General features: G+C 71.8%; 17 protein-coding genes. 14 read left to right on the forward strand and 3 right to left on the reverse strand.

The features are described from left to right. Window positions 1-77 precede the first annotated feature (77 nt). Together mrdA and rodA are read left to right on the forward strand one after the other, a co-directional pair. Window positions 78-2,165, forward strand: a complete 2,088-nt coding sequence (gene mrdA / locus SRB5_RS28995) for a penicillin-binding protein 2 (RefSeq protein ID WP_323378668.1) — start codon at window positions 78-80, stop codon at window positions 2,163-2,165. After that, complete coding sequence (gene rodA, locus SRB5_RS29000; RefSeq protein WP_323378669.1) at window positions 2,162-3,370, forward strand: rod shape-determining protein RodA; 1,209 nt, start codon at window positions 2,162-2,164, stop codon at window positions 3,368-3,370. Before mrdA ends, rodA begins: the two co-directional genes overlap by 4 nt. Before the next feature lie 35 nt (window positions 3,371-3,405). On the opposite strand, the gene SRB5_RS29005 is transcribed toward rodA, so the two are convergent. Next, window positions 3,406-4,014 (reverse strand): DoxX family protein, encoded by a 609-nt coding sequence (locus SRB5_RS29005; protein ID WP_153456421.1) that lies wholly within the window; start codon window positions 4,012-4,014, stop codon window positions 3,406-3,408. Between the two features lie 108 nt (window positions 4,015-4,122). Here SRB5_RS29005 and SRB5_RS29010 point away from each other — a divergent pair, with 108 nt between their 5' ends. Both SRB5_RS29010 and SRB5_RS29015 read left to right on the forward strand, forming a co-directional pair. Continuing rightward, window positions 4,123-5,634, forward strand: coding sequence for a CYTH and CHAD domain-containing protein (locus SRB5_RS29010; protein WP_153456422.1), 1,512 nt, complete (start codon window positions 4,123-4,125; stop codon window positions 5,632-5,634). Window positions 5,635-5,699: 65 nt separating this feature from the next. Beyond that, the gene (locus SRB5_RS29015; RefSeq protein ID WP_153456423.1) at window positions 5,700-7,628 is read left to right on the forward strand and encodes a TIGR03960 family B12-binding radical SAM protein; all 1,929 of its coding nucleotides are present in this window, start codon (window positions 5,700-5,702) and stop codon (window positions 7,626-7,628) included. Here SRB5_RS29015 and SRB5_RS29020 read toward each other — a convergent pair. Continuing rightward, window positions 7,625-8,152: an RBBP9/YdeN family alpha/beta hydrolase gene (locus SRB5_RS29020; protein WP_323378670.1), complete on the reverse strand. Its 528-nt coding sequence runs from the start codon at window positions 8,150-8,152 to the stop codon at window positions 7,625-7,627. The two genes, SRB5_RS29015 and SRB5_RS29020, sit on opposite strands and share 4 nt — an antisense overlap. A gap of 107 nt (window positions 8,153-8,259) precedes the next feature. On the opposite strand from SRB5_RS29020, the gene SRB5_RS29025 reads away from it, so the two are divergent. The 5 genes from SRB5_RS29025 to SRB5_RS29045 all read left to right on the forward strand — a co-directional run bounded on the left by SRB5_RS29025 (window position 8,260) and on the right by SRB5_RS29045 (window position 16,896). Beyond that, complete coding sequence (locus tag SRB5_RS29025; protein WP_153456424.1) at window positions 8,260-8,712, forward strand: Lrp/AsnC family transcriptional regulator; 453 nt, start codon at window positions 8,260-8,262, stop codon at window positions 8,710-8,712. Window positions 8,713-8,840: 128 nt separating this feature from the next. Then, window positions 8,841-10,883, forward strand: coding sequence for a restriction endonuclease (locus SRB5_RS29030; protein ID WP_153456425.1), 2,043 nt, complete (start codon window positions 8,841-8,843; stop codon window positions 10,881-10,883). 109 nt (window positions 10,884-10,992) lie between these two features. After that, entirely contained in the window at window positions 10,993-12,075 is a 1,083-nt protein-coding gene (locus tag SRB5_RS29035) for a hypothetical protein (RefSeq protein WP_153456426.1), read from the forward strand. A 106-nt stretch (window positions 12,076-12,181) separates the two neighbouring features. Continuing rightward, window positions 12,182-12,904, forward strand: a complete 723-nt coding sequence (locus SRB5_RS29040; RefSeq protein WP_323378671.1) for a TIGR03936 family radical SAM-associated protein — start codon at window positions 12,182-12,184, stop codon at window positions 12,902-12,904. Window positions 12,905-13,194: 290 nt separating this feature from the next. After that, entirely contained in the window at window positions 13,195-16,896 is a 3,702-nt protein-coding gene (locus SRB5_RS29045) for an Rne/Rng family ribonuclease (RefSeq protein ID WP_153456427.1), read from the forward strand. Window positions 16,897-16,964: 68 nt separating this feature from the next. On the opposite strand, the gene SRB5_RS29050 is transcribed toward SRB5_RS29045, so the two are convergent. Next, window positions 16,965-20,528, reverse strand: coding sequence for a bifunctional glycosyltransferase/CDP-glycerol:glycerophosphate glycerophosphotransferase (locus SRB5_RS29050; protein ID WP_153456428.1), 3,564 nt, complete (start codon window positions 20,526-20,528; stop codon window positions 16,965-16,967). A 337-nt stretch (window positions 20,529-20,865) separates the two neighbouring features. Between SRB5_RS29050 and galE the strand changes: the two genes are divergently transcribed. The 5 genes from galE (at window position 20,866) to obgE (ending at window position 26,640) form a co-directional block, all read left to right on the forward strand. Beyond that, window positions 20,866-21,834: a UDP-glucose 4-epimerase GalE gene (gene galE / locus SRB5_RS29055; RefSeq protein WP_153456429.1), complete on the forward strand. Its 969-nt coding sequence runs from the start codon at window positions 20,866-20,868 to the stop codon at window positions 21,832-21,834. A gap of 148 nt (window positions 21,835-21,982) precedes the next feature. After that, a complete protein-coding gene (locus SRB5_RS29060; protein WP_153456430.1) occupies window positions 21,983-24,301 on the forward strand; it encodes a bifunctional glycosyltransferase/CDP-glycerol:glycerophosphate glycerophosphotransferase in 2,319 nt (772 codons plus the stop codon). A gap of 168 nt (window positions 24,302-24,469) precedes the next feature. Further along, a complete protein-coding gene (rplU, locus tag SRB5_RS29065; RefSeq protein WP_323378672.1) occupies window positions 24,470-24,793 on the forward strand; it encodes a 50S ribosomal protein L21 in 324 nt (107 codons plus the stop codon). Window positions 24,794-24,806: 13 nt separating this feature from the next. After that, entirely contained in the window at window positions 24,807-25,067 is a 261-nt protein-coding gene (gene rpmA, locus SRB5_RS29070) for a 50S ribosomal protein L27 (RefSeq protein ID WP_153456431.1), read from the forward strand. 115 nt (window positions 25,068-25,182) lie between these two features. Further along, window positions 25,183-26,640 carry a GTPase ObgE gene (obgE, locus tag SRB5_RS29075; protein WP_153456432.1) on the forward strand — a complete coding sequence of 486 codons (1,458 nt, stop codon included), beginning with the start codon at window positions 25,183-25,185 and terminating at the stop codon, window positions 26,638-26,640. Window positions 26,641-26,660 lie beyond the last annotated feature (20 nt).

The following is a 26,660-nucleotide window of genomic DNA, read 5'->3' on the forward strand; positions in this document are numbered from 1 at the left end:
CGTGAGCGGCGGCGCGGATCCGGCCGGATTCACTCCGTGGCCCTCAATTCGATCCAGCTCCTGAGCGGTGTCGCGCTGTGACCAACATCCCCGCCACCGGCAGGAATCAGCGCGTCACCATCCGCCTGGTCGCGATCCAGATCCTCGTTCTGTCGCTGCTGCTGACCCTCGGCGGACGCCTCTGGTACCTGCAGATCCGCAACGGTGAGGAGTACGAGAGCCAGGCCACCGGCAACCATGTGCAGCAGGTCATCGAGCCCGCCGTACGCGGTTCGATCCTCGACGCCCGCGGGGTGCCCCTGGCCGACAACGAGACCCGGCTCGTCGTCTCCGCCTCCCGCACCGCCCTCATGAAGATGGACGACAACGGCGAAGCCGTCCTCACCCGGCTCGCCGGTATCCTGGGCATGGACGCGAAAGAGGTCATGAACCGGGTCCGGCTCTGCGACTCCGAGACGCCCAAGCCCTGCTGGAACGGCTCCCCGTACCAGCCCATCCCGATCACCGACGAGGCCACCGCCCGCCAGGCGCTGCAGATCCGCGAGCGCCAGGAGGACTTCCCCGGCATCTCCGCCGAGCCCGCCGCCGTCCGCCGCTACGCCGCCCCCGGCGGCGCCACCACCTCCCAGGTCCTCGGCTACCTCTCGCCCGTCACCGACGAGGAGATCAAGGACGCCGAGGACGGCAAGAACCCCCTGCTGCGCACCGACCAGATCGGCCGCTCCGGCATCGAGCGCACGTACGACAGCGAGCTGCGCGGCCAGGCCGGCGTACGCCGCTACCAGGTCGACAAGCTCGGGCGGGTGATAGGAGAGGCGAAGGGCCAGCCCGGCGTCGCCGGCTCCACCCTCGTCACCAGCATCGACTCCCGGGTGCAGGCCGTCGCCGAGCGCGAGCTCATCAAGGCGATGAAGGTGGCCCGCACCCAGTGGGACCGCAACACCGAGCGGACCTACGAGGCCGACGCCGGCGCCGTCGTCGTACTGGAGAACAAGACGGGCCGCGTGGTGGCCATGGCCTCCAACCCCGAGTACGACCCGAACGTCTGGGTCGGCGGCATCGACGAGAAGGCGTACGCCAGGCTCACCGGCAAGAAGGCCAACTTTCCCCTCCTCAACCGGGCCATCCAGGGCCAGGCGGCGCCCGGCTCCATCTTCAAGGTGATCTCCACGACCGCCGCGGTGAACGCCGGCTACGACTTCGACGGCCCGTTCAACTGCTCCAGCGCGTACAACATCGGCGGCCAGGTCTTCAAGAACTTCGAGTCCGCGAGCTACGGCGGCATCTCGCTCGGCCAGGCCCTCGAGGTCTCCTGCGACACCGTCTTCTACCGGCTCGCCCACGAGCAGTGGATCAAGGACGGCGGCAACAAGCCGAAGAAGAACGCCAAGGACTGGTTCTACAAGACCGCCAAGCAGTTCGGCCTCGGCAAGGAGACCGGCATCGACCTGCCGAACGAGGTCAGCGGCCGGATCCCCGACCGCCGGTGGAAGCGGGACTTCTGGCAGGCCAACAAGGACTACTGGTGCAAGGTCGGCAAGAAGAACGGCGACTACGTCCAGCGCCTGTCGTACGAGAACTGCCTCGAGGGCATGAAGATGCGCGCCGGTGACTCCGTCAACTTCTCCATCGGCCAGGGAGACACCCTCGTCACCCCCCTCCAGATGGCGTCGATCTACGCGGCCATCGGCAACGGCGGCACCCTGTACGAACCGCGCATCGGCAAGGCCGTCATCAGCCCCGACGGCAAGAAGGTCACCGAGATCAAGCCGAAGCCGCGCGGCAAGCTGCCCTTCGACCGCCAGACGTACAAGGCCATAGACCAGGCCCTCGCGGGAGTCGCGACCCGCGGTACCGCCGCCTGGAGGTTCGGCGGCTGGCCGCAGGACAAGATCCCGATGCACGCCAAGACGGGTACGGCCGAGGTCTACGGCAAGCAGACGACGTCCTGGTTCGCCACGTACACCAAGGACTACTCGATCGTGATGACGATCTCCCAGGGCGGTACGGGCTCCGGCGCCTCGGGCCCCGCGGTACGCGCGATCTACAACGCGATGTACGGCGTCTCCGAGGACGGCGCGATCAACAACAAGAAGGCGCTGCTGCCCAAGCCGCAGTCGGCGCTGCCGAAGATCTCCGCCGACGGGACGGTGCAGGGCCCGTGACCGTCTCCTCGTCCTCCGACAGCTTCTACGTCCGCCGCTACCGGCCCGACCAGACCGGCTGGAGCAAGCTCACCGCGCCCGGCTCGCTGATCCGCCGCCTCGACTGGCCGCTGCTGCTCGCCGCGCTCGCCCTGTCCGGGATCGGCTCGGCCCTGGTGTGGTCCGCCACCCGGGGCCGGGAGGAGCTGGTCGGCGACGATCCGTACGCCTTCGTCACCAAGCACGTCATCAGCACGCTGATCGGCATCGCCCTGATGGCCGGCACCATCTGGCTCGGCCACCGCACCCTGCGCGGGGCCGTGCCCGTGCTCTACGGCGTGTCGCTGGTGCTGGTCGTCCTCGTCCTCACCCCGATGGGCGCGACCATCAACGGCTCCCGGGCGTGGCTGGACCTGGGCGGCGGATTCACCATGCAGCCCTCGGAGTTCACGAAGATCACCATCATCCTGGGGATGGCGATGATCCTCTCCGCCCGGGTGGACGCCGGCGACCGCGAGCATCCCGACCACCGGACGGTGATGCAGGCCCTCGGCATGGCGGCGGTGCCGATCCTCGTCGTGATACTGATGCCCGACCTGGGGTCGGTGATGGTGATGACCGTCATCATCCTGGGCGTGCTGATGGCCTCGGGCGCCTCCAACCGCTGGGTGATCGGGCTGGTCGCCGCGGGCGTGGCCGGCGCGGTGCTCGTCGTGTCGCTGGGGATGCTGGACGAGTACCAGGTCAACCGGTTCGCGGCGTTCGCCAACCCGGCGCTGGACCCGGCCGGCGTCGGCTACAACACCAACCAGGCGCGGATCGCCATCGGCGGCGGCGGGCTGCTGGGCACCGGGCTCGGCAAGGGCAGCCAGACCACGGGGCAGTTCGTACCGGAGCAGCAGACGGACTTCATCTTCACCGTCGCCGGTGAGGAGCTGGGTTTCGTCGGCGCCGGGCTGATCCTGCTGCTGCTGGGCACCGTGCTGTGGCGGGCCTGCGCCATCGCCCGCAACGCGAGCGAGCTGTACGGGACGGTCGTGGCGGCGGGGATCGTGTCGTGGTTCGCGTTCCAGGCGTTCGAGAACATCGGGATGACGCTGGGCATCATGCCGGTCGCCGGACTCCCGCTGCCGTTCGTGTCGTACGGCGGGACATCCATGTTCGCCGTGTGGATCGCGGTGGGGCTGCTGCAGTCGATCGCGGTGCAACGGCCCATGTCGGCCTGAGGGTCCGGGGGCCGGTGGGCCCCCGGACCGCCTGCTCAGCCGAACGCCCGCCAGCACAGCACGCCGGCTCCGGCGAGTACGCCGACCACGATGCCGGCCAGGCCGAACGCGAGGGTGTCGCGCTTCAGCCCCGGTATCAGGCTGTCGACGGACAGCCGTCCCGCGCCCGCCAGGGCCACCGCCAGCGCTCCGGCGCCCAGCACGACCTCCGGCTCGACGCCGTCGGCGCCGTTCTCGAACCACGGACCGCGCCACTCGAAGCCCCACTTCAGGGCCACGGCGTTGATCAGCACGCCGATCACGGCCGCCGCCGCGAGGGGCGTCAGCGCACCGAGCAGCAGCCCGATCCCGCCGACGGTCTCGGCGCAGGACAGCACCCAGGTCAGCACCCCCGGCTGCGGATATCCAGCCTGCGTGAGGAGCTGCTCCGTACCGTCCCGTCCGGGGCCGTCCCACCAGCCGAGGAGCTTCTGCGCCCCGTGCAGGGCGAGGGCCGCTCCCACCGCCACCCGGACGACCAGTACGGCGGTGTCGCCGCGCCGCAGACCGCCCGGTGCCTTGTCTCCGGTCTCCTTCTCGCCGGTTTCCCTGTCGTCGTCCGCTGCCGTCGGGACTATCGGCAGCGTCTCGGTGTCGGTTGACATCTGTTCACTCCAAAGTTGGCGTGCCGGAGACAGTAACGGGGCGGAAGCGGCCGGTCCAACCTCTCCGCCCCCCTGCCACTGGAGCGCTCGCCCGGATAGATTCGGTTCATGGCGGACACAGTGCGGGAGATCGAGCGCAAATACGAGGCCGCCGACGGCCAGAAACTCCCCGACCTCACAAAAGTCTCCGGCGTACGGACCGTGGTGGCCGAGGACCCCGTCGTCCTGGACGCCACGTACTACGACACCGACGACCGCCGCCTCGCCGCGGCCGGCATCACCCTGCGCCGCCGCACCGGCGGCTCCGACGCCGGCTGGCACCTCAAACTCCCCGTCGCCCCCGGCGTACGCGACGAGATCCAAGTCCCCCTCGCCGACGAACTCCCGCGCCGCCTCACCGCCCTCGTCCGCTCCCGCACCCGCGACCTCCCCCTCGTCCCGCAGGTGAGGATCGTCTCCGACCGGGCCGTCCGCCGCCTCCTCGCCGCCGACGGCACCCCGCTCGCCGAGGTCTCCGTCGACCACGTCACCGCCCACCGCCTCACCGCCGGCGCGCCCACCGCGACCTGGACGGAGGTGGAGGCCGAACTGGCCCCCGACCAGGACGAGACCGTCCTCGCGGCCGTCGGCAAGAAGCTCCGCAAGGCGGGCCTCAAGCCCGCCCGCTCCGCCTCCAAACTCGCCCGCGCCCTGACGGAGACCGGCGCCGCACCCCCCGCCGAACTCCCCCGCGCCACCGGCGAGGACGGCACCGCCGCCGCCGTGGTCCTCGCCTACCTGACGGCCCAGGCCGACGCCCTCGTCCGCCTCGACGCCGCCGTCCGCCGCGATCTGCCCGACTCCGTCCACCAGATGCGCGTCGCCACCCGCCGCACCCGCAGCGCCTTCACGTCGTACCGCAAGGTCCTCGACCGCACCGTCACCGACCCGATCGGCGCCGAGCTCAAATGGCTCGCCGCCGAACTCGGCGTCGACCGCGACCGCGAGGTCCTCACCGAACGCATCCGCGCCGGCGTCGAGGACCTCCCCCGCCACCTGGTCACCGGCCCCGTCCGCGGCCGTATCCGCACCTGGTCCACCGCCCGCCGCCAGGGCTCGCGCCGCCACATCACCGCCGTCCTGGACAGCCGCCGCTACCTCGACCTGCTGGCCGCCCTCGACGCCCTCCTCGCCGCCCCGCCCCTGCGCAAGGCCGCCGCACAGCCCGCCGCGGACGTCCTCACCGCCGCCATCGGCAAGGACTTCGCCCGCGTCGCCGCCCTCATCGACACCGCGCTCGCCGAGCCCGCCGGCGGCGAACGCAGCGAGGCCATGCACGAGGCGCGCAAACGCGCCAAGCGCGCCCGCTACGCCGCCGAGCTGGCCCGGCCGGTGCTGGGCAAGGACGCCAAGTCCTTCGTGAAGGACATGACCGGCCTCCAGGAGCTGCTCGGCGACCACCAGGACAGCGTCGTCGCCCGCGACGCCCTGCGCGACATCGCGGCCCAGGCCGCCGCCGCCGGCGAGAGCGCCTTCACCTACGGCGTCCTCTACGGCCGCGAGGAGGCCCGCGCCGCCGACCGTGAACGGGAGCTCCCGGCGCTCTGGGCGGAAGTATCGTCACCCGCCGTAATCGACTGAGAATCCGGGGCCCCGTCCGGGGTAGGCTGGATGGTCACCTTCACGTATCCCGCGAGGAATCCCCCATGCCTGTGACAAGCGTCTTCCCGCAGCTGGAGGCTCTGCTCCCGCATGTGCAGAAGCCCATCCAGTACGTCGGCGGCGAGCTCAACTCGACCGTCAAGCCATGGGACGAGTGCGACGTGCGCTGGGCGCTCATGTACCCCGACGCGTACGAGGTCGGCCTGCCCAACCAGGGCGTCATGATCCTCTACGAGGTGCTCAACGAGCGCGAGGGCGTCCTGGCCGAGCGCACCTACAGCGTCTGGCCCGACCTCGAGGACCTGATGCGCAAGCACGACGTGCCGCAGTTCACCGTGGACGGCCACCGTCCGGTGAAGGCGTTCGACGTGTTCGGCCTCAGCTTCTCCACCGAGCTCGGCTACACCAACATGCTCACCGCGCTCGACCTCGCCGGCATCTCGCTGAACGCCGCCGACCGCGGCCCGGACGAGCCGGTCGTGCTGGCCGGCGGACACGCCGCGTTCAACCCGGAGCCCATCGCCGACTTCATCGACTGCGCCGTCATCGGCGACGGCGAGCAGGCGGTGCTGGAGATCACGGACATCGTCCGCGCCTGGAAGGCCGCCGGGCGCCCGGGGGGCCGCGACGAGCTGCTGCTGCGGCTGGCGAAGACCGGCAGCGTGTACGTGCCGCGCTTCTACGACGTCGAGTACCTCCCCGACGGCCGCATCGGCCGCGTCGTGCCCAACCGCTCCGGCGTGCCGTGGCGCGTGTCCAAGCACACCGTGATGGACCTCGACGAGTGGCCGTACCCCAAGCAGCCCCTCGTCCCCCTCGCCGAGACCGTGCACGAGCGGATGTCCGTGGAGATTTTCCGCGGCTGCACCCGCGGCTGCCGCTTCTGCCAGGCCGGCATGATCACCCGCCCGGTCCGCGAGCGCAGCATCACCGGCATCGGCGAGATGGTCGACAAGGGCCTGAAGGCGACCGGCTTCGAGGAGGTCGGCCTCCTCTCGCTCTCCTCCGCCGACCACAGCGAGATCGGCGACATCGCCAAGGGTCTCGCCGACCGGTACGAGGAGGACAAGATCGGCCTGTCCCTCCCCTCCACCCGCGTCGACGCCTTCAACATCGACCTCGCCAACGAGCTCACCCGCAACGGCCGCCGCTCGGGCCTGACCTTCGCCCCCGAGGGCGGCTCGGAGCGGATCCGCAAGGTCATCAACAAGATGGTCTCCGAGGACGACCTGATCCGCACCGTCGCCACCGCCTACGGCAACGGCTGGCGCCAGGTGAAGCTGTACTTCATGTGCGGCCTGCCCACCGAGACCGACGACGACGTCCTGCAGATCGCCGACATGGCCGTCAAGGTCATCGCCAAGGGCCGCGAGGTCTCCGGCTCCAACGACATCCGCTGCACCGTCTCCATCGGCGGCTTCGTCCCCAAGCCCCACACCCCCTTCCAGTGGGCCCCGCAGCTCTCCGCCGAGGAGACCGACGCCCGGCTGCTGAAGCTCCGCGAGAAGATCCGCGGCGACAAGAAGTACGGCCGCTCCATCGGCTTCCGCTACCACGACGGCAAGCCCGGCATCGTCGAGGGCCTCCTCTCCCGCGGCGACCGCCGCGTCGGCGCCGTCATCCGCGCGGTGTACGAGGACGGCGGCCGCTTCGACGGCTGGCGCGAGTTCTTCTCGTACGACCGCTGGATGCGCTGCGCCGAGGCGACGCTGCCCGCGCAGGGCGTGGACGTCGACTGGTACACGACGCGCGAGCGCACGTACGAGGAGGTCCTGCCCTGGGACCACCTGGACTCGGGCCTCGACAAGGACTGGCTCTGGGAGGACTGGCAGGACGCCCTCGACGAGTCGGAGGTCGAGGACTGCCGGTGGACGCCGTGCTTCGATTGCGGGGTGTGCCCTGCCATGGACACGTCCATTCAGATCGGTCCGACGGGCAAGAAGCTGCTGCCGCTGATGGTCAAGCAGGCCTAGCCCGGCAGTACTTCACGGCCGTACGGCCAGCTCCCCAGTCCGCTCGCGGAGTTGAGGTGGCCGTACGCGCCGGGTTCGTGGTGGCGGGCGCCCCAGCGGGCGGCGAAGCCGGCGGACCGGTCCGGTGTGCAGTACGGGTCGTCGGTGCTGGAGACGAGGACCGCCGGGCACGGCAGTTGCTCCGCCGTCAGCGCGCGGAACGTCGTCGCGCGGTCGGGGAACGCCGGTCCCCGCGGGTCCGGCGGCGCCACCAGGAGGGCGCCGGCCGCCGGGGTGCCCAGTGCCAGACAGGCGGACGCCGCCCAGCAGCCCAGGCTGTGGGCGACCAGCACCACCCGGGGGTCGCGGCGGGCGGCGGTGGCGTACGCCTTGCGGACGGCGTCGATCCAGTCGGGGAGCCCGGGCTGGGACCAGGAGCGGGGGGCGATCCGCACCGCGCGGTCGCCCCACTCGCGTTCCCACAGCGTCTGCCAGTGCCGCTCGTCGGAGCCGTCGATGCCGGGGATGATGACGTACGCGACCACGGGCGTTCCTTCCTTCGCTGCCGGGGGTGACCCATCCGATCGTGCGTGACGCCGGCGGGGAGGCGGAAGCGCCGCAAGTGATCTCTAAGCACATGGCAGGGGGAACGATGGAATCACTCGACCGCATCGACCGGGACATCCTCACCCTGCTCCAGACCGAGGGCCGCCTCACGGGCGCCGAGGTGGGCCGCCGCGTCGGCCTCTCGCAGCCGGCGGCGAGCGCCCGTATCCAGCGCCTGGAGAAATCCGGCGTCATCACGGGCTACCGCGCGACCGTCGACCCGGCCGCCCTGGGCCTGACGATCCACGCGATCATCCGCCTCCGCACCTCGCACGCCCAGCTCCCCCGAGCCCTGGACCTGGCCTCCCGCACCCCGGAGGTCACGTCGGTGCTGCGGGTCACGGGGGAGGACTGCCTGATCCTCGACGTCCATGTGCCGCGGGCGGGCCGGCTGGAGGAGATCGTCGACGCGTTCGCCCGGCACGGGCCGGTGACGACGTCGCTGGTGCTGAACGCGTATCCGCCGAAGCCGCTGAGGGATCCCGCGGTCCGAGAGTGATTCCAGCGGCCTCCGCATTCCCGTGCCGGGCAGGGCACTTGGTGGATACAGTCGGTTCCGGTATCGCAGGTTGGGGGGCCAACCGCAACAGGATCGGCGGTACCGGTGTGTGGGGAGGGCTGCGGAACATGAGTCGTCGTTCGTCGGTGTCGGTAGGTTACTGGGCGGAGGCGCAGCGTCAGCAGTTGCGCCAGATGGAGATCGACGCCCGCCAGCAGCGACTGCGGGACCGGCAGGAGCGCGCGAACCGGCAGCGGGCGGAGCAGAGCCACCGTGAGTACCGGCAGGCCGAGGCGAGGCGCCGGACGCAGGAGCTGGCGGACCGGGTCGAGTCCCTGCAGGGTTTCCTGTCGGCCGGCTGCCGGGCGCCCGCCTTTCGCGCGGCGTCCCTGCTGCGGGCCGAGGAGATACCGCCGTTCGCCCCCGGCCCCATGGCACAGCCCGTGCCCATGCCCGACCCGAACCGGTACCAGGCGCAGGGCGGCTGGACCGCCGGCCGGCGCGCGCAGGCACAGGCCGACGCCCGGGCGCGCTACGAACAGGACCTCCGCGCCGCGCAGGCGGCCGAGGCCCAGCGGCAGCAGCATCTGGCCTCCTACCGGCGTGAGTACGACCGCTGGGTCGCCCGGCACCGGGACGAGGTGCGGCAGCACAACGCCGGGGTCGCGGAGGCGATCGAGGGGGTCGGAAGGCAGGACCCGGAGCTGGTCGTCCAGTACTTCTCCGCGGCGCTCTACGCCTCCGCCGCATGGCCCGAGGACTTCCCGCGACAACTCGTCGCGGCCTACGACCGGGAGGCGCAGCAGCTCGTACTGGACTGGGAGCTGCCGGCGCTGGACGTGGTCCCCGAGACGAAGACCGTGCGCTACATGCCGTCGACGGACCAGGACAAGGAGACCGCCCGGCCGGCCGGGCAGCGCCGGGCGCTCTACCGGGAGGTCCTCGCGCAGTGCATGCTTCTGGTGCTGCACGAGCTGTTTACGGCGGACGAGTACGAGGCTCTGGAGTCCGTCGTCCTCAACGGCTTCGTGGACGGGACCGATCCGGCGACGGGGCAGCAGGCGCGGGTTCCGCTCGCCACGGTCATGGTGACGCGCGCCGGTTTCGACGTGCTGAGGCTGGAGGCCGTCGAGTCGATCAGCTGCCTCACCGACGGCCTGCGCGGCCAGCTCGCGACCCGGCCGGACCAGCTCGCGGCCGTTCGCCCCGGTCGGCGCCCGGAGGAGGTCGGCAACCAGGTCGTGTCCCACGGCGGGGACGAGGACCCCGATCTGTACGCGATGGACCCCCTGGAGTTCGAGTCCCTGGTCGCCGAGCTCTTCCGCGCGATGGGGATGCAGGCGGTCACCACGGAACGGTCCGGTGACGGGGGCGTGGACGTGGACGCGCTGGACCCGGCGCCGATACGCGGCGGGTCGATTGTCGTGCAGGTCAAACGCTATCGGAACACGGTGCCGCCCACCGCTGTACGCGATCTGTTCGGGACGGTCCAGGACCGGGGCGCCAACAAGGGCGTTCTGGTGACCACGTCCCGCTTCGGTCCCGGTTCGCACACCTTCGCCAACGGCAAACCCCTGGAGCTTGTCTCCGGCGGTGAACTCGTCGACCTCCTGCACCGCCACGGTCTGCGCGGGCGGCTCGGCGACGGCGTCCGGCCCGCCGAACCCCCGCAGCAGCAGCCGCCCGCGGACTACAACGTCCTCGGTATGTCCTGGTCCGGCGGTGCCGCGCTGGACGTCTGCGCGCTCGTCTGCACGGGCAACCGCGTACTGGGCGACGAGTACTTCGTGTTCTTCAACAACGAGCAGACACCCGACGGAGCCGTGTGTACGGTTCCGGCGCGGCAGCCCGACAAGGCGGCCCTCCGGGTCTCCTTCGACACCCTGCCCGCCGCCGCGGACCGGCTGGTGCTGGTGGCGGCGATCGACCCGGAGGTGAATCCGGACGCCGACCTCTCCGGATTCACGGACGCGGGCATACGTCTGCTCGACCCGGACCTGTCCGAGATCGGACGGCTGGAGGTGTCCGACGGGCGCCCCGGTGAGACCGCGCTGGTCCTCGGTTCGTTCCGGCGGCGGGCGAACGGTGACTGGGACTTCGTGCTCGGCGGCAAGGGCTACCGCGGCGGGCTGGAGGAGCTGGTCGCGGACTTCGGGATCGAGGTGGAGTAGCGGCGGCCGTCGCTTCCGTGTCACGGAGTGGTCTCACGCGCAACGGAGTCCACACCTCGGCGCGTCTATCGTGGCAGGTCACAGTCACACAGGGGCGCGGGGTGGGGGCATGACGGTGAGCGAGACGGGGGCGGCGTCCGGCGGCGGGTGTGTCACCGCTGTGGTGCGGGTGCCGGTACGGGTGGTCGTGCTGGTGCTGGTGCTGCCCGCACGGATGGTGTGGGACGCGCTGTGCGCGGCGGGGAAGGCCCTGCAGCGGTCCGTGCTGCGGCCGGTGGGGCGGGCGCTCGGATGGCTGGGGCGGACGTTTGTGCTGACGCCGTTGGAGTGGCTGGGGCGGGCGGCGGGGTGGTGCTGGCGGACGTTGGTGGTGGCGCCGGTCGCGTGGCTGTGGCGGTATCTGGTCGTGGTGCCGGCGGGGTTCGTGTGGCGGTACGGGATTGTGGTGCCGGCTGTGTTCGTGTGGCGGTATCTGGTGGTCGCGCCCGCCGTTTTCGTGTGGCGGTATCTGGTCGTCGCGCCCGCCGTGTTCGTGTGGCGATGCCTCGTCGTCGCGCCCGCCCGGTGGGTGTACGGGACGCTGCTGACGCCGCTCGGGCACGGTGTGAGGTGGGTGCTGCGGGGGATCGGGGCAGGGCTCGCCGCGGTCGGGGCCGGGTTGGCGTGGCTGTGGCGGGCGGTGGTCGTGGTGCCGGTCGGGTGGCTGTGGCGGGCGGTGGCGGTGCCTGTGGGGCGGGGGGCGCTGGTCGTGCTGCGGTTCCTGGGGGCCTGTGTGGTGTGGCCCTTCGTGGCCCTGTGGCGGTGGGTGCTGCGGCCTCTCGGGCGGGGGATCGTCGTCGTCGCGCGGGAGGTCGGTGAGGCCTTCGGGGTCGCCTGGCGGGTGGCCGGGTATGTGTCGCGGGCCGTCGGGCGGGGGATCGCGGCGCCGTTCCGGTGGGCGTGGGTGCACGTGGTGCGGCCGGCCGCCCACGGGGTGGGGGCCGCGGTGCGGTGGGTCACGGCGCCGGTGCGCAGCGCCCTGCGGGAGAGCCGGCGGGCCGTACGGGAGGCCCTGGCCGGGGTGCGGCGCAGTGTCCGGGAGACCCGGCGGGATCTTCGCGTCGCGCTCTTCGGAGCCCCCCGCCCCGAGCCCGTACCGGCGGTGGAGAAGGGCCCACGCGAGGCGTCCGGGGAACCCGGGCGTCACCGGTGAGCGTCCACCCGACGTAACCTGGAACGGAGTATCACGTCAGCCGAGAACTGAAGGACTGAGCAACCTGGGCAAGCGACAGCCCGAAGGCCCCCCGCCCGCACCGACGGTGCAGCGCATCCGCCTGCGCTACACCAAGCGCGGCCGCCTCCGGTTCACCAGCCACCGTGACTTCCAGCGCGCCTTCGAGCGCGCCCTGCGCCGGGCCGAGGTGCCCATGGCGTACTCCGCGGGCTTCACCCCGCACCCCAAGGTCTCGTACGCCAACGCGGCCCCCACGGGTACGGGCAGCGAGGCCGAGTTCCTGGAGATCGCGCTCGCCGAGTCACGGGAGCCCGGCAAGCTCCGGGCGCTGCTCGACGAGTCCCTCCCCGAGGGCCTCGACGTCACCGACGCCGTGGAGGCGCACACCTCCGCCTTCGCCGACCGGCTGGAGGCCTCCGTGTGGGAGCTCCGGCTCGAGGGCGTCGAACAGGAGACGGCCGAGGAGGCCGTCGCCGCGTTCCTCGCGGCGGAGTCCGTCGAGGTCGAACGGCAGACAAAGAAGGGCCTGCGGGCGTTCGACGCACGTGGCGCCGTGGTCTCGCTGGAGGCCGTCCGTCCACAGGCCGATAGGCCCGCGACGGCTGCCTGTGCGATACTGCGGCTGGTAGTGCGGCACGTGACACCTGCCGTACGACCCGACGACGTCCTGTCCGGCCTCCGCGCCGTGGCCGACCTGGCGCCGCCGGTCCCCGCAGCGGTGACCAGGCTGGCGCAGGGGCCGCTCGATGAGGAGACCGGCGCGGTGACCGACCCGCTCGCGCCCGACCGCGAAGCAGCTCAGGCCTGACCCATGGCCCCGGGCGGCTGTCGCGAAGGCGCCGGACCGGCCCCGCGTGGGCAAGACGCCGTCGACGCACCGCCGTGCACCAGGAGCCACCCGGGACCGGCGGGAGCGACGGACCAGCAGACTTTCGCCGGTCCGCGGCCGTCAGCTACGGACGGCCGCGGGCCCGGCGAGTGAGACAACAGCTCCCGTGTGGCGCACATGCCGCGGGCGGCGGGCCGTGATTCATCACCACGGCCCCGCCGGCCTCATCGCGGCATGGCGCCCGGGAGCGTGACGGGAGTACCACCCGCATGCTCGAACCGATCGAGCCCACGGACAGCGTTTCCGGGGCATCCGGCATCGAAGACGACAACAACACCCCGGGCGACCGCCTGCCGCCCCGCCGGCGCCGTGCGGCGTCGCGCCCGGCCGGCCCCCCGGTGACGGCCCAGGCCGCGCCGGAGACGGCCGCGGCCATACCGCCCGCCACGGACGCCGACCCGGCACCCGCCCAGCAGGCCCAGGACACCCCAGCGCCGGCCGCCGAGGACGCCGCCCCGCCCAGGGCCCGGCGCCGCGCCACCCGCAGGGCCAGCGCCCCCGCGGGCGCCCCGGCGGAGGCGACCGCAGAGCAGGCGGCCCCCGCCGTGGAGCCCGAGCCCCGGCCGGTGACCGCGCAGGCGGACGCCGAGGAGGCGCCCGCGCCCAAGCGCACCCGCCGCCGCCGGGCCACCGCGCCCGCCGGCACACCGCAGCACGACCAGCCCGTGACCGCCGACTCCGGGGAGGGCGAGGTCCGCGTGACCGAGGCCGCCGAGCAGACCGACGTCACCCGTACGGCCCCCGACGCCGAGGCGCAGCCCGCGACCCCCGAGCCCGCCGAGGAGGGCGCCCCCAAGCGCACCCGCCGCCGGGCGACCCGCCGCGCCACCGCCCCGGCGGGAGCCCCGCAGGCGGACGAGACGGAGGCCGCCGCGGAGCCCCCGCAGGCCGAGCAGCCCGTGACCGAGCAGCCCGCCGCCGAGGAGCCGGCCGAGGACGCCGCCCCCAAGCGCTCCCGCCGCCGCGCGACCCGTAAGACGGCCGCCCCCGAGCAGTCGCCCGAGCAGACGACCGCCGAGGCCCAGCCCCAGGCGGCCCCCGCGGAGCAGCCGGAGCCCCCGCAGGCCGAGCAGCCCGCCGCCGGGGAGCCGGCCGAGGATGCCGCGCCCAAGCGCTCCCGCCGCCGCGCGACCCGTAAGACGGCCGCCCCCGAGCAGACGACCGCGGCAACCCGCCCGGCGGAGCCCGAGGCGCCCGCGGCAGAGAAGCCGGAGCCCGAGGCCCCCCGCCGCAAGGCCCCGATGATGACCCTCTTCCAGGCCCCCGTCTTCACCGAGCCCATGTTCCAGACCGCCCAGCGCGCCGCCGTCGAGGCCCTCGCGGCCGAGGAGGCCGAGGAAGCGGAAGAGGCGGAGGAGGCCGAAGAGCCCGCGGCGCAGGACGAGGCGGAGCTCGAGACCGCCGAGGCCGAGGCGGAGGAGACCGACGGGACCGAGGCCCCCGAGGCCGAGGCCCAGGACGAGGACCGCCCCTCGCGCCGCCGCCGCCGTGGTGGCCGCCGGCGCCGTCGCGGTGACGCCGCCGACGCACAGGACGAGGCGGACGACGAGGACAAGACCGACCAGGACGCCGCCGCGGCCGAGCAGGCCGAGGGCGACCAGGAGGACGAGGACGACGACGAGCGGGGCTCCGGCTCCAGCAGCTCCAGCCGCCGCCGCCGTCGCCGGCGCCGCCGGGCGGAGACCGCGGACGGCGAGTCCGGCGCGGCGGACGACCCGGAGCGTACGGTCGTCAAGATCCGCGAGCCGCGCTCCGCCAAGGAGGTCGCGGACGAGGTGCAGTCCATCAAGGGCTCCACCCGCCTCGAGGCCAAGAAGCAGCGCCGCCGCGAGGGCCGCGAGCAGGGCCGCCGCCGGGTGCCGATCATCACCGAGGCGGAGTTCCTGGCGCGCCGCGAGGCCGTCGAGCGGGTCATGGTGGTCCGGGAGAACGGCGAGCGCACCCAGATCGGCGTGCTCGAGGACAACGTCCTCGTCGAGCACTACGTGAACAAGGAGCAGGCCACCAGCTACGTCGGCAACGTCTACCTGGGCAAGGTGCAGAACGTCCTGCCGTCCATGGAGGCCGCCTTCGTCGACATCGGCAAGGGCCGCAACGCCGTGCTCTACGCCGGTGAGGTCAACTTCGAGGCCCTGGGCCTCGGCGGCGGCCCGCGCAGGATCGAGTCCGCGCTGAAGTCCGGCCAGTCGGTCCTGGTGCAGGTCACCAAGGACCCGATCGGCCACAAGGGCGCCCGCCTGACCAGCCAGGTCTCGCTCCCCGGCCGCTATCTGGTGTACGTGCCCGAGGGCTCGATGACCGGCATCAGCCGCAAGCTCCCGGACACCGAGCGGGCCCGGCTGAAGCAGATCCTCAAGAAGATCGTCCCCGAGGACGCGGGCGTCATCGTGCGCACCGCCGCCGAGGGCGCGAGCGAGGACGAGCTGACGCGTGACGTCCACCGGCTGCAGTCGCAGTGGGAGGAGATCCAGAAGAAGGCGAAGGGCGGCAACGCCCCGACGCTGCTGTACGGCGAGCCGGACATGACCGTCCGGGTGGTCCGCGACATCTTCAACGAGGACTTCAAGAAGGTCATCGTCAGCGGCGACAAGGCCTGGGAGACCGTCCACGGCTACGTGTCGCACGTCGCGCCCGACCTCACCCAGCGGCTGGAGAAGTGGACGTCGGACGTCGACGTGTTCGCGACGTACCGGATCGACGAGCAGCTGATGAAGGCGCTGGACCGCAAGGTCTGGCTGCCGTCCGGCGGCTCGCTGGTGATCGACAAGACCGAGGCGATGGTCGTCGTCGACGTCAACACCGGCAAGTTCACCGGCCAGGGCGGCAACCTCGAGGAGACCGTCACCCGCAACAACCTGGAGGCGGCCGAGGAGATCGTCCGCCAGCTGCGGCTGCGGGACCTCGGCGGCATCGTCGTGATCGACTTCATCGACATGGTGCTGGAGTCCAACCGGGACCTGGTGCTGCGCCGGCTGATCGAGTGCCTGGGCCGCGACCGTACGAAGCACCAGGTGGCCGAGGTCACCTCGCTGGGCCTGGTGCAGATGACGCGCAAGCGGGTCGGGCAGGGGCTGCTGGAGTCCTTCTCCGAGCCGTGTGTCCACTGCAACGGGCGCGGGGTCATCGTCCACATGGACCAGCCGTCCGTGTCCGGCGGCGGTGGCACCGGCGGCGGCAAGAAGAAAGGCAAGGGCGGCAAGGACAAGAAGGACCGCTCCGGCCCGCAGCAGGTGCACGACGCCGCGCAGGAGACCGACCACCAGCACGAGACGGCGGCCGAGATCCTCGCGGAGACGGCCCGCCCCGAGCCGCTGGCCGAGCCGGCGTTCGCGCCGGACGAGGAGCTGTTCAGCAGCGTCGCGGAGGCCGAGGCCGCCGCGTCCGGCCGCCGCGGCCGGCGCCGGGCCACGCGCAAGGCGTCCGCGCCCGCGGGCGCCCCGCGCCGGGCGGAGGAGCCGGTGGTGTCCGAGGCGCCGGCGGAATCCGTACCGGAGCCGGAGCCCCAGCCGGAGCCGCAGCCCCAGCCCGAACCGCAGCCCGAGCCGGTGAAGGCGGCCGAGCCCGAGCCGGAGAAGCCGGTCCGCACCCGTCGCCGGGTGACCCGCAAGGCGACGTCCCCCGCGGGCCCGCCGAAGTCGGCCGCCGAGCCCGCGGAGATCGTCGTCCCCGCCGAGGCGGCGCCCGTGACCGTGGCGGACGTCGTGACCGAGGTCGTGCCGGACGAGGCGGAGAAGCCGAAGAAGCGGACCCGTAAGGCCGCGGCCAAGGCCCCGGCGGAGAAGAAGACCCCGGCGAAGAAGACGGCGGCCAAGAAGACGGCCGCCAAGCGCACGGCGAAGAAGACCGCCAAGAAGACGGCGGCCGCCGAGCAGGACACGGTTCCGACGGTCACCGCCTCCACGGAGGACTGACCCGCGGGGAACACGCGAAGCGGCCCGGACACCGACGAGGTGTCCGGGCCGCTTCGCGCAGCGGGGAGTCAGTCCTCCCGGGCCTTCTCCAGCATCCGGTCCACGACCCGCTCCGCCGCGTGTCCGTCGTCCAGATCGCAGAAGTTGTGGTGGAAGCGCTCGAACCGCTCCCGGAACTCCCCGGACACCGCGTCGATGTTCCGTACCGCGTCGACGACCTCCTCCGACGTCCGCAGCAGCGGCCCGGGGGAGTCCTTCTCGAAGTCGAAGTAGAACCCGCGCAGGGTGTCCCGGTAGTGCTCCAGGTCGTACGTGAAGAACAGCATCGGCCGCCGCAGATGCGCGTAGTCGAACATCACCGAGGAATAGTCCGTGATCATGATGTCGGAGATCATGTACAGATCGGCGATGTCCGGGTAGCTCTTCATGTCCCAGACGAACCCGTCGCCCGCGCCCGGCACCGCGTCCACCACGTTGGAGTGCGGCCGGATCAGCAGCACATGGTCCTCGCCCAGCTTCTCCCGCGCCTCGCGCAGGTCCAGCCGCAGGTCGAAGCGGTACTGGCCGGCCTTGTGCGACTGGTCGTCGCGCCAGGTCGGCGCGTACAGCACGACCTTCTTGCCCTCCGGCAGCCCGATCCGCTCCTTGATCGCCGCGACGCGCTCGGCCAGGTCACCGGCGTACAGATAGTCGTTGCGCGGGTAGCCGGCCTCCAGGATCTCCCCGTCGAAGGAGAAGGCCCGTTTGAGGATGGGCGTCGAGAAGCGGTTCGACGACACCAGCAGTGACCAGTTGTTCGCCTCGAGGGCGAGGCGGTACTGGTATTGCTTGTCGAAGTGCAGCGTCTCGATGTCGTGGCCGATCTTCTTCAGCATCGTGCCGTGCCAGGTCTGCACGATGACCTGGCCGGGGCGCCGCTCGACCCATTCGGGCAGATGGGCGTTGGTGACGATGTAGCGGGACGTGGCCAGCGCCTCGTACCACTCCGTGCCCCACATCCGGATCGGCTCGGCGGTGTCCGGCAGGACGACCTGGTCGTCGCGTACGGCCCACAGATGCTTCAGCGGGCTGCCGCGGCGCAGCAGCTCCTCGTGCATGGCACGGGGGCTGTCGGAGTACTGCTTGCCGTTGTAGCTGAGGTAGAAGACCTGGTCGCGCAGCGGCTGCTCGCGGCCCGGCAGGTACACCTCACGGCGCAGCTGCTCGGTGCGGTACGGGCCGCGCTCCAGGTCCGACAGGCCGGAGCGGCAGTTGAGCTGGGGGAGGCTCGCCCAGCGCTGCTCCAGCCAGTAGCGCCGGCCGCGCAGCTCCGTCTTGAGGGGGAAGTCGCCGAGCGCGAGGCGGTCGATCACGAACTCGACGTCCTCGTCGGTGCCCGCGGCGTTCTTGCTGCGCAGGAAGAAGTTCCAGCGCCCGGCCTTCAGCGGTACGGAGCCGTCCTCGGCGCCCATCACGGACGGGTCGAAGGCGGCCTCGAAGGTGCCGTCCTCGTGCCAGACGGCCTCTACGGGGCGCTCCTCGAAGTGCACCTTGGACTTCAGCAGCAGCTGGGCCCCGGCGAGCTTGGCGGGGGCGGTGCCGGTGAGGGTGATCCGGCCGTCGGTGAGGGCGGCGCGGGTGACGGTGGCGCGCAGGGAGCGGCCGGAGAGCTGCAGGTAGCCGTCGTTGCGGCCGGACAGGGCGAGCTCGTTGCGCTCGCCGCCCTCGACGGACTGCGGCAGCGGGTAGCGGCCGTCGGCGAGGCCGTCGCGCATCACGGCGGGGTACTCGCGGGTGCCCACGGCCAGGTACACCCGCCAGTCGCGGCGCCGCCGCCGGGCCACCTCGTCGTCGTCCTCGGCGTGGACCAGAGCCACGTCGGCGAAGGGCACCCGGGCGGTGAACGGGATGACGCCGCCGGTGCCGGCGCGGCGGGTCACCGGGTAGGCGAGGACCTCGCCGCTGGCCCGGTTGACGACCTTCAGCGTGAGATCCGTACCGGCGGACACGGCCTCGCGCAGCTCGCCGTCGATCTCCACGTGGTCGCCGGCCGCCCGGTGGGCGCCGACGAACACCCGTACCTTCTCGACCCGCAGCTTCAGCGCCGCGTTCTCGGCGACGGGGATCAGCCGCCAGTCGTCGCCGAGCCAGTGGTACGGGCCGTAGTTGCAGCCCGCGCCGCCGACCGTGCCGACGCCGTGGGCGCGCATCAGCCCGCCGGCGAAGACCCGCATGCCGACGTGCCACAGGCCCTCCTGCCAGCGCCCGCCCTTCTGCAGCTTTCGCGGGTCGAGGGTGATCTCCCAGCCGCCCCAGTCGTAACTGGCCGCCTTCTGCCAGGTGTCGGCGGTGGCGGAGGGCCGGTAGGTGTTCTTCGCCGGCAGCAGGGTCCGCTTGCGCGACCCGTTCTTCTTCAGCTGCAGCACCTTCAGGGAGCTGTGCCTGCTCGTCAGGCTGATCTGCTCGATGTACGCGTCCCCGGTCAGCCGCAGCTTCCCGTCCGCCCACTCGATCTCCCGCAGCGGGGCGCGCGCCTCGAGGTCCTGGTCGATGCGCAGGGCCTTGCGGGACAGCCGGACGCCGCTGCCTTGCAGTGCCCCGTAGTGCGCGTACTTGCGCAGCGTCCCGGTCAGCCGGGCCGGCTCCTTCCGCCGCTGCTCGGCGATGAGCGCGATGACCTCGGCCATCCGCCGCTTGTGGACGAGGATCCACTGCACGCGCAGATTGACGGGCAGCTTCATCACGATGGCGGGGTCGACCTGGTCCAGATAGCGGTTGACCGACTCCAGGAACGCCGCGTGGTACTCCTCGTCGGCGTCCGGCAGCACGTTGAGGTAGAGGCGCAGGTCGTCGCGGAGGACCCGCTCGTCGTAGTCCTTCTTGTACTGGGCGAAGCGCGGTTTGGTCGCGGCCTGCTCGCCGAGGAAGAGACTCACCCGCTCGACGGCCTTCACCCGGTCCTCGATGGCCCGGACCTCGGTGCGCCGCTGGGTGATGGACTTGGCGGCCTCGCCCTCGCGCAGCCGCCAGTAGTAGCAGGGCTCGCCGATGGTGTCGACGGCGTCCGCGAGGAAGTGCGCGGGCATGACGACGGGGATGTCCTCGTTCAGCATGCCCTCGGGGAAGCGCAGCTTGTTCTCGTCCCAGAAGGTGCGGCGGAACACCTTGTTGCAGGCGATCCGGTCGGCGATGAGCCGGGGCTCCTTGGAGATGTGCGTACGGCGCCTGGCGTTTCCGGCGAGCACCTTGAAGAGCGGGACCTGCCAGGTGCGTTCGCCGCGCAGATGGAAGACGTTGCCGGTGACGAAGTCGGAGCCCGACTCGTCCAGGCTCGCCAGCATCATGCGGTACGCGTCCGGCGGGATGATGTCGTCGCTGTCGACGAACGTCAGGAACTCGGACTCGGGCGAGGCGTTGTCGATGCCGGTGTTACGGGCCGCGCCGAGCCCGGCGTTCTCCTTGCGGACGAGTCGGAAGCGGGAGTCGCCGGCGGCGTACTCGGCCGCGATCGCCGCCGAGTCGTCCGGTGAGCCGTCGTCCACCATCACGATCTCGATGTCACGCAGGGTCTGCTGCTGGAGCGAGTCCAGACACGCGCGCAGATAGTCCTCCACGTCGTACATCGGGACGATGACGCTGAGCCGGGGTGCCATGCGTTCGGCGTTCCTTTCGATCAGACCCGCCCGACGGTCTCGGGCGTCCGGCGGGGGACGGGGGGCGACGTCGGCCGGAGGCCGGGAATCGCAATCCGAAATCCGGGCGCGAGGCCCGTCCCCACGCATTTCCGCGGCGGATCCCCCGCCGCCGCAGCGAACCACAGTAGACGATCCGTACCCCCGGTGTTCGCCCCCCGTTGGGCCATACCCCACCAGCCCGCCGCCGTTACCCGATGACGCCAGCGTACGCGCGGCCAGTATTTCCACCAAGCTCTCGACATTCGCCAAAATGCGCGAAATAAAGGTCACCGAGCGCTGTCGTATCATCCCCCGCATGATCTGGATGGTGACGGGCGGTGCCGGATATATCGGCGCCCACGTGGTGCACGCGATGACGGCCGCCGGCGAGCGCGTGGTGGTGCTGGACGATCTGTCGACGGGCTCGGCGGACCGCCTGCCGAAGGGCGTGGAACTGCTGGTCGGAAGCGTGCTCGACCGTGAGCTGGTGGACCGCGCCCTGCGTGAGCACGGGGTCACCGGGGTGGTGCACATCGCCGGGAAGAAGCAGGTCGCCGAGTCGGTGGAGCGCCCGCTGCACTACTACCGGGAGAACGTCACCGGACTGGGGACCCTGCTGGAGGCCACCACCGCCGCCGGCGTGGACCGCTTCGTCTTCTCCTCCTCCGCGGCCGTGTACGGGGCGCCCGACGTGGATCTGGTGACCGAGGAGACCCCGTGCGCCCCGGTCAATCCGTACGGGGAGACCAAGCTCGCCGGGGAGTGGCTGATCCGCGCGGCGGCCCGGGCGTACGGGCTGCGCGCGGTGTCCCTGCGCTACTTCAACGTGGCCGGCGCCGCCACCCCGGAGCTCGGGGACGCCGGCGTGTTCAACCTCGTCCCGATGACCTTCGAGCGGCTGACGGAGGGCGCCGCCCCCCGTATCTTCGGCGCCGACTACCCCACCCCCGACGGCACCACCGTCCGCGACTTCATCCACGTCCAGGACATCGCCGCCGCCCATCTGGCCGCCGCCCGCCGGCTGGCCGACGTGCCCGCGGGTACGGAACTCACGCTGAACATCGGCCGGGGCGAGGGAGTGTCCGTCATGGACATGGTCGAGCGAATCCGTAGAATCACCGGCCTGCGGGACACGGCCCCCGTCGTGGAACCCCGCCGTCCCGGCGACGCCGTCCGGGTCGTGGCGGCCGCGGACCGCATCCACCGGGAACTCGGCTGGGGTGCGCGATACGGTGTGGATGAGATGATCGAAAGTGCCTGGCGCGGATGGCTGCATCGCCACTGATGAGCCGGCCATAAGGGCCGCGCGCGGGCCGCGGTGACCGTGACCGAAAGGGGCGCGAGGGAGACATCCGCACTCCCGCCGATTACCGGGCACGGGGGCCTTCCTGCATACTGCGACACAGCGAATCCGATCTAGGAGATGCCACGGCATGCCGGCAGCAGCTACTCCCCGTTTCAGCGTGATCATTCCCGTCTACGGGGTCGAGGGATACGTTCGCGAATGCCTTGAATCAATGATTTCGCAAAATTATCGCGACGTGGAGATCATTGCGGTCGACGACTGCTCACCCGACGGCAGCGGCGCCATCATCGACGAGTTCGCCGCCCGCGATCCGCGGGTCAAGGCCGTCCACCGAGCCGAGAACGGCGGCATCGGCGCCGCGCGCAACACCGGCCTGGACCACGCGACCGGCGACTACCTGCTGTTTGTCGACGGCGACGACTCCATCCGCCCCGACTCCCTCGCCGCGGTGGCCGCCCGGCTCGAGGAGGCGGGCGATCCCGACATCCTGCTGCTGGACCATGTCCGCACCCACTGGGACGGCGTCGTCGAGCAGAGCAACTCCGCCAAGTACCTGGCCGGTATCCGCGGCCGGGCCGTGGCTCCCCTGGACCATCTCGAACTGCTGCGCATGTTCGCCGTGGTGTGGAACCGCGCCTACCGCCGCGACTTCTTCACCGCGAACGGCTTCCGCTTCGCCGACGGCCTCTACGAGGACGCGCTGATGGTCTACACGACCATGGCCGCCGCCGGCACCGTCGCTGGCCTCGAGCACGTCGTCGTCGAGTACCGCCAGCGCCGCCACGGCAGTTCGATGCGCAGCAGCTCCCCGCGCAAACACTTCGTGATCTTCGAGCAGTACGAGAAGGTCTTCGCGTTCCTCGACGGCCGCTCCGGCCTGGAGGAGTACCGCAAGGTCGTCTTCGAGCGGATGGTCAGCCACTTCCTGCACACCTTCGCCCGGGGCTTCCGGATACCGAAGGGCCACCGGCGCGCCTATCTGCGCCGGGCCTCACGCGTCTACCGCGCCCTCGAACCGGCCGGCTTCACCCCGCCGCCGGGCATCCTGGGCCTGAAGTTCAAGGTGCTGAAGGCCGGTTCGTACCCGGCCTTCCAGCTCCTCAAGCTGGCCAACGGCACCCGCGAGGCCGCCGTGCGCGCGCTGGCGCGGGTCAAACGCCGCGCCGGACGCCGGGTGTTGCGCGCGTACTACGCGTTCCAGCGCCGGCTGCCCGTCGACCAGAACCTCGCGGTCTTCTCCGCGTACTGGGGCCGCACCCCCGCCTGCAACCCCCTGGCGATCCACGAGACCGCCCGGCGGCTCGCGCCCGGCGTGCGCGCCGTGTGGGCGGTCAACAAGGAGTACGCGGCCGGCCTGCCGCCGGGCATCGACCGCATCGCCCCCGCGACCTTCGGCTACTGGCGCGCGATGGCCCGCGCCAAGTACCTGGTCAACAACGTCAACTTCAGCGACGCCGTGGTCAAACGCCCCGGCCAGATCCACCTCCAGACCCACCACGGCACCCCGCTCAAGCGCATGGGCCTGGACCAGCAGCACTACCCGGCCGTCGCCCGCAGCATGGACTTCGCCAGACTCCTCGCGCGGGTCGACCGCTGGGACTGGTCGGTCTCCTCGAACCTGCACTCCACCGAACAGTGGGAGCGCGTCTACCCGGCGGCCTTCACCTCCCTGGACACCGGCTATCCGCGCAACGACGTCTACTACCGCGCCACCGCCGCCGACGTCCGCCGGATCCGCGGCGAGCTCGGCATCGAGCACGGCCGCCGGGCGATCCTGTACGCGCCCACGGTCCGCGACCTGCAGCGCGACGCCTTCGTCCCCCGCCTCGACCTGGCCCGCCTCGCCCGCGAGCTCGGCCCGGAGTACGTGCTGCTGGTCCGTACCCACTACTTCTACGGCGACGACCCCGAGCTGCGGGCCCTGGCCGGCAGCGGCGCGCTGATCGACGTATCGCGGCACCCGTCGGTGGAGGAGCTCTGTCTGGCCGCCGACGCGCTGGTCACCGACTACTCCTCGGTCATGTTCGACTACGCCAACCTGGACCGCCCCATCGTGATCTACGCCGACGACTGGGACGTCTACCGCACCACCCGCGGCGTGACCTTCGACCTCCTCTCCGGCGACCCCGGGGACACCCCGGGCGTGATCACGACGACCGAGGACGAGCTGATCGAGTCATTCCGCGGCGGTGCCTGGGAGGGCGAGCGGGCGGCGGCGCTGCGTGGTGCCTTCCGGGAGCGGTTCTGTACGTGGGACGACGGTTTCGCGGCCGAGCGGGTGGTCCGCCGCGTGTTCCTCGGCGAGGAGGAGGACAGACCCCCCGTGGTCCCGCTGGACAAGCGCACCCCGGCCCCCACACCGCGTGTCGCCGAGGGCATCCGGCTGCCGTCACAGGCCCGGCGCGAGGAGCAGCAGCGCCTGGCCCCGGCCCGGTTTGACCAGTAGCTCCGCGCCCCCGTACCCTGGACCGTCGGCATGCCTGACAGGTCTGCCGCAACGCCAGAGCCACCTCCCTCCCGGTGCCCCATGCCGGGAGAGGCCGCCCACGGACCGTCACCGGGACCCGTGGGGGCTAGCATCCGGCGTTCCACTTCGAGCGAGAGAGAGATCCGCGTGTACGCCATCGTGCGCACCGGCGGCCGCCAGCAGAAGGTTTCTGTGGGCGACGTCATTGAGGTCGACCGTATTTCCACCAGCAACGTCGGCGACACCGTCGAGCTCTCGACGCTGCTCGTCGTGGACGGCGAGACCGTCACGTCCGACCCGTGGGTCCTGGACGGCGTGAAGGTCACGGCCGAGGTCGTCGACCACCACAAGGGCGACAAGATCCGCATCCAGAAGTACAAGAACAAGACCGGCTACAAGAAGCGCATCGGCCACCGCCAGCTGCACACCGCGCTGAAGATCACCGGCATTCCCGCGCCGGCCGCGAAGTAAGGACTGAGGAGACATGGCACACAAGAAGGGCGCATCGTCCACTCGGAACGGTCGCGACTCCAAGCCCCAGTACCTCGGCGTGAAGCGCTTCGGCGGTCAGGTCGTGAGCGCCGGTGAGATCATCGTCCGCCAGCGCGGCACCCACTTCCACCCGGGTGCGGGCGTCGGCCGCGGCAGCGACGACACGCTGTTCGCGCTGGTCGAGGGCGCGGTCGAGTTCGGCCGCGCGCGTGGCCGCAAGGTCGTCAAGGTCGTCCCGGCCACCGCGGCCTGAGACACGGACCTTTCCGAGGGCGGACACCGCTCGCCGTGACGCTGTCACGGTGGGCGGGTCCGCCCTCGGCGTGTTACTGCTTGAAACAAACCCTGTAGTAGGAGGCACCCCCGTTATGACCACCTTCGTGGACCGCGTCGAACTGCATGTCGCCGCGGGCAACGGCGGACACGGCTGTGCCTCCGTGCACCGGGAGAAGTTCAAGCCGCTCGGCGGCCCCGACGGCGGCAACGGCGGCCGGGGCGGCGACGTGATCCTGGTCGTCGACCAGTCCGTCACCACCCTGATCGACTACCACCACCATCCCCACCGCAAGGCCACCAACGGCAAGCCGGGCGAGGGCGGCCACCGGGCCGGCAAGGAGGGCCAGGACCTGGTCCTCCCCGTCCCCGACGGCACCGTCGTGCTGTCGAAGTCCGGCGAGGTCCTCGCCGACCTCGTCGGCCACGGGACCAGCTTCGTCGCCGCCCAGGGCGGCCGCGGGGGCCTGGGCAATGCCGCGCTGGCCTCCGCCCGCCGCAAGGCCCCCGGCTTCGCGCTGCTGGGCGTGCCCGGCGACGCGGGGGACGTGGTGCTGGAGCTGAAGACCGTCGCCGACGTGGCCCTGGTCGGCTACCCGAGCGCCGGGAAGTCGTCGCTGATCTCCGTGCTCTCCGCCGCCAAGCCCAAGATCGCCGACTACCCCTTCACCACCCTGGTGCCGAACCTCGGCGTGGTCACCGCCGGCTCGGTGACGTACACCGTCGCCGACGTTCCCGGCCTCATCCCCGGCGCCAGCCAGGGCAAGGGCCTGGGGCTGGAGTTCCTGCGGCACGTCGAGCGCTGCGAGGTGCTCGTACACGTGCTGGACACCGCGACGCTGGAGTCCGACCGCGACCCCGTCACCGACCTCGACATCATCGAGGAGGAGCTGCGGCAGTACGGCGGGCTGGAGGGCCGGCCGCGGGTCGTCGTCCTGAACAAGACCGACGTCCCCGACGGCAAGGACCTCGCGGACCTCGTCCGCCCGGACCTGGAGGCCCGCGGCTACCGGGTGTTCGAGGTCTCGGCCGTGTCCCGGTCGGGGCTGCGGGAGCTGTCCTTCGCCCTCGCGAAGATCGTCGACGCCGCCCGGGCCGCCAAGCCCAAGCAGGAGGCCACCCGGATCGTCATCCGCCCCAAGGCGGTCGACGACGCGGGGTTCCGGATCGTCACCGAGGAGACGGCGGACGGTCCGGTCTTCCGGGTGCTCGGCGAGAAGCCGGAGCGCTGGGTGCGTCAGACGGACTTCAACAACGACGAGGCCGTCGGCTATCTCTCCGACCGGCTCGCCCGGCTCGGCGTCGAGGACCGGCTGAAGAAGTCCGGCGCCCACCCCGGCGACACCGTCGCCATCGGCCCCGGCGAGGACGCGGTCGTCTTCGACTGGGAGCCCGCCATGGCCAGCGGCGCCGAGATGCTGGGCCGGCGCGGCGAGGACCACCGCTTCGACGCCCCGCGTGCCGCCGTACAGCGGCGCAAGGAGCGTGAGGCGGAGCGGGCCGACCAGGAGTACAACGACTTCGACCCGTTCAGCGGGGCCGGCCCGGTGTGACCCCGGTGCGGGACCGTGTG

It is taken from the genome of Streptomyces smaragdinus, from assembly GCF_009604385.1.
In the GTDB taxonomy this organism is placed as follows: domain Bacteria; phylum Actinomycetota; class Actinomycetes; order Streptomycetales; family Streptomycetaceae; genus Streptomyces; species Streptomyces smaragdinus.